At 47.1% G+C, this 4,679-nt stretch carries 3 protein-coding genes; all 3 read left to right on the top strand.

Features of this window, described 5'->3' with window-relative positions; translation table 11 throughout:
* Positions 1-2,899, top strand: a 2,899-nt coding sequence (locus OXH16_20885) for a sigma 54-interacting transcriptional regulator (protein MCY3683863.1), incomplete at its 5' end; no start/stop codon positions are given.
* A gap of 312 nt (positions 2,900-3,211) precedes the next feature.
* Positions 3,212-3,403: a hypothetical protein gene (locus tag OXH16_20890; protein MCY3683864.1), complete on the top strand. Its 192-nt coding sequence runs from the start codon at positions 3,212-3,214 to the stop codon at positions 3,401-3,403.
* A gap of 24 nt (positions 3,404-3,427) precedes the next feature.
* A partial coding sequence (locus OXH16_20895; protein ID MCY3683865.1) for a radical SAM protein occupies positions 3,428-4,679 on the top strand: 1,252 nt, incomplete at its 3' end.

A 4,679-nucleotide genomic window follows, 5' to 3' on the forward strand; every position in this document is an offset into this window, starting at 1 on the left:
TGTGCGGCGGCGTCTGTTACATCGAGAAATTGGCAATGCTCTGGAAGAGACGGAACAGGTCGAAGAATTGACAGAAGAATTGGCGGATCATTTTGCGGCGGCAGAGGAACAAAATAAGGCTGTAAAATATATGTGTCTGGCGGGTAAAAAAGCATTAAAAAAACACGCTTTTCGCCAGGCATTGAGACGGTTTGAGGCTGTGCGAAACTGGACAACGAATGACGATTTTGAATCACAAGCGGACGCTATCAACTTTTTGTGCGATTATGCAGATGTGTTGCGCGGTTGTGGTGAGCACAATAGAGCACTGGAACTTTTAGAGGAGGCAAAGGCGTTATTGTCTGATGAAGGAAACGATTTGAAGGCACGTATTTTTAGGAATATAGGTGGTATTTACAGCGTACTTCAACATGGGGAAATTGCAGAAGAATATATGCTGGAGGCATTGCGACTTTATCAGGAACTTGATGATCTCGACGGAGAAATTCAAGCGTTGGGTATTTTGGCTTATCTGTGCGATGTGTCTGGGCAGCACGATGAGGCTGTTGCGTATATGCGTCGGGAAATAGAGAAATATGCTGGGCTAGGAGAAATTCAAAATAAGGCATTTATACAAGGGCGAGAAGGTCTGGTTGCATTGGTGGGATTTCGATTTGAGACAGCCAAAGAACAACTTGAAGCGGCTGTCAAGACATCTCAGCAACTGGGACTTGAACACCATCGCATTAGGGCACTCAATTTACTTCAAAGAATTTATTTTTATTTCGGTGATCTCGATCATGCGGAATCTGTTTGCTATGAAGTCATTGGGGAATGGCGGAAGCGAGGTGACGTGTTTTGGGAGGCGGTAAATCTCCTATGGCTTGGAGAAGTGGCGCTGGAACGCGGTAATTTTGCCGGGGCATTGGAATATGCCGAGATATCAGTAGAGCGATTTTTGGAAACACCGAGAAGAGATTATGTCTATTGCGCTTATGCAATTGCAGCAACGGCTGCTGCGAGAATGGGAGATACAGAAGTAGCACTCAAATGGGCAGAAAGAGCCAGTGAAGGTACGCAACAAACATCGGGCATGTACACGGGCATATTGCCTCTGGTGCATTGTGGTATTGGTGTTGCTTTTGCTCGTGCAGGGCGAATTGTTGAGGCTGAAGAGGCTTTTGAGCAGGCGATTGAATGCCGTAGAGAATCCAAAGGCGATCACTGGGCGCGTGCATTGCTGATGGCTGGGGAGTTTTATCTCGATCGCGATGATGTACCAAGAGCTAAGGCACATCTCGAATCGGCAAAACAGGCGTTTGGAGAAATGGAAATGTCTTATTTTCTGGAGAAAACACAGGTGTTATTAGATCAATTGCGTGAATCTTCTCGCAACGAGGATACCGCATTCAGTTCTGAGATTTCAGTCGATACGTTATCTGTTGATCGCTTGCGCTTGCTTTACGATGTGAGTCGAGAATTGACAACAGAGCGCGATGTCAAAGTGTTATTGGATCGAACTCTGGGTAATTTGTTGGCTGTTTATCCAGCAGAGCGGGTAGTGGTTGCAATAAAAAATGAGACCCAAAAAGGCTTTGTGGTCGATGCTGTGCGCTACCACAATTTAGAGGTAGATGATGCAGAAGCACTGAGTGGGAGTATTATTCGTCGGGTTATTGAGACAAATGAACCCGTTTTAAGTATTGATGCCCAGACAGACGACAGGCTAAATCAATATCAAAGTGTGATAGACTACAATATTCGGTCTGTATTGTGCGTGCCCTTATTTCAGGTTAAGGAAGGTGTTATTGGTGCGCTATATGTGGATCATCGCGGTATAGGCAACGCATTTTCTGAAGCTGATCAGACGTTTTTACAGGCATTTGCAAATCTGGTAGGAATGGCACTGGTCAATGCGAGGATGTACGAACAATTGGAAGAAAAAGCACAATATTTGCAACAGGAAGTGGAAAGGCGGTACCGGCTTGATGATATGGTCGGCCAGAGTGATGCGATGCAGGCGATCTACCGGCTTATAGAAACTGCTGCAAAGAGCGATATTCCCGTGCTTGTGCAGGGCGAAACAGGTACGGGCAAAGAATTGGCTGCGCGTGCCATACACTACAATAGCACACGCAAAGATCAGCGATTTTTGTCACAAAATTGTGCTACACTCTCACCAGAGTTGTTGCAGAGTGAGTTGTTTGGACACAGAAAAGGCGCGTTTACTGGCGCGACTGAAGATCATAAGGGGATTTTTGAAGCTGCTGATGGCGGTACGGTTTTTTTAGATGAAATCGCCGATGCCCCGCCGCAGTTGCAGAGGAGTTTGTTGCGGGTGTTACAAGAAGGCGAGATTCGGCGCGTGGGCGAAACAGAGGATCGCGCCGTGGATGTACGCATTATTGCAGCGACCAATCGAGACTTAAAGCAGGAAGTTGAAAACGGTTCTTTCCGCGAAGATTTGTATTATCGGTTGCAGGGGGTACAGATCGATATGCCGCCTTTGCGAGAACACCTTGAAGACGTGCCATTATTGGCAGAACATCTGCTCATTCGCGCAAAAGAAGAGGCAAACAAGTCGGTTGGAGGGCTGACGTTAGGTGCGATCAAGGTGCTTACAAGTCACAGATGGTCGGGTAATGTGCGCGAGTTAGAGAATGTGATTCGGCTTGCCGTAGCATTGGCAGAGGAAGAGGGTGATATTACGCCCGATTTGTTTTCAATAGCTGCCGGTGCGGTGTCAGATGTCTCTGTCGAATTTCAGGGGTATTTACAGGACCGTGTCCAGGAGTATGAAAAACAATTGATTCGAGACACGCTCGAGAAGTACGAGGGCAATATTACCCATACCGCCAGAGAATTGGGAATGACACGCGCAGGTTTGCAAAAAAAGATCAATCGTTTGGGGTTGAGATAGATATAAAACAGGTGCATCCTGGCGTATGCAGTGCATCCCAGCGGATGCACCTTAGTTTATCTTTATATGAATCAAATAGTTATGCGAAATTTTCGTGAATAAGTGATTATAGGTGCATCCTGGCGGATGCACTTACACCAGAATGTCGCTGATGTTGCAAAAATAATTTTTAAATTTTATCTCCTTGTTTTTCAAGTACTTGAGAATTTTCAAGTGCTTTTTTTTATTTTGGCGCGATTTTTGGCACGGATCTTGCAGTATAAAGGGCAGATAGCGACCCCATTTTAAATTCCTGTATTGAAGGAGGATAACATGACGACCCGACGCAAGTTGACTTTGATCAATGGAAAGATGGACGCGGAAGGCGATATTTGCACGTATCAGACTACGAATAGTTTTGAAATTGGCTGTTTCCCGACCCCTATGTCTGTTCCTCCCCTGCCCTTTCCCAATGACGATGACGATTGGGACGATTTTGATTCGGCTGATGATCGAGATAAGTGATTTCGCTTCTGAGGAGTGTGTGCTATGCTGTGTATTCAGAAATGTGACCTGCATCTTTTTCAAACTGAAGAACAAAAACAGCCGATTGCCTATCAGGTGGAGACGGGTCTGTTTTATACACTCGATACCCTGTTTCAGTCGATTTTAGAGTGTTGTGAGGGCTTGTCTGTTGACCGGGTTGTTCAGGTGCTGGCTGATCAATACGAGGCAGAGGAGATTGTCGAGGCTATTGAGGAATTGGCGCAGGTGGGTTTGATTTCGGATGGTGCTCTACCTGTGATGTCCAATGCGCCGACAGCAGAAGGGGTGGCAGCCTGTGGGGTTTCGCAGACAGATCGGTTGCAGGTGTCCTTGCACGTTTCGCATTCGTGCAATATTCAGTGTGCTTATTGCTTTGCACACGGCGGAGATTATGGCGGTAAGGCAATGTTGATGCAGCCGGACGTTGCCGAGCAAGCCATACGCTGGATTGTCACCGAGGCTCAGGTGTTCGGAAGGTGCCAGATTGATTTTTTTGGCGGGGAGCCGCTTTTGAATTTTCCATTGATGCAGGAGCTTGTCCCGTTTGCCAAATCCCTGGGCGCGCGATTGGGGGTGCCGGTTGGTTTTGGCATTGTGACCAATGGCACGTTGTTGACCGACGAGATGAAGCAGTTTTTGGTCGATGAAAAGTTTCAGATTAAGGTCAGTCTGGATGGTGGGCGTCAAACACAGGATCGCATTCGCACGTTTCACAATGGTTCAGGGACTTATGATGTTGTGGCAAAGAATGTACAGAAGCTGACTGCTGAGGCACCTGAGCGCGTGTATTTGCAGGCTGTTATGACGGCTTATGATATGGATGAGGATCAGATTGCCGATGCGTTGCGTTCTCTGGGAACAGAAAACGCGCTTGTTGGTCCGGCTGTTGTTTCACCGGATGCGCCTTATGCTATTGGGGAAGAACACATACCCGTTTTGAAACAGCAAATTTACAAGCGAAGCCGACGTGCGCTCAAAGCCATTCTGAATGGTGAGGAGAATGAAGAGTTTGATCCGCGGATTCAGAAATTGTTGACGCGTCAGAAATCCTGTCACGGATGCCTGGGAGGTAAGCAGTATCTGGCGATTGCAGCAGACGGGTCGATTTATTTTTGTTCGAGTTTGGCCGATGCACCCGAGTTTAAAATGGGTGATGTGTTTGCGGGTATTGACCGCGAAAAGCAGCAGCATTTTGACGCGCAGTTCAATGTGAATAATCGGCCTGAGTGCAAGACGTGCTGGGCGCGCAACCTGT

The sequence above is a fragment of the Gemmatimonadota bacterium genome (genome assembly GCA_026705765.1).
Classification (GTDB): domain Bacteria; phylum Latescibacterota; class UBA2968; order UBA2968; family UBA2968; genus VXRD01.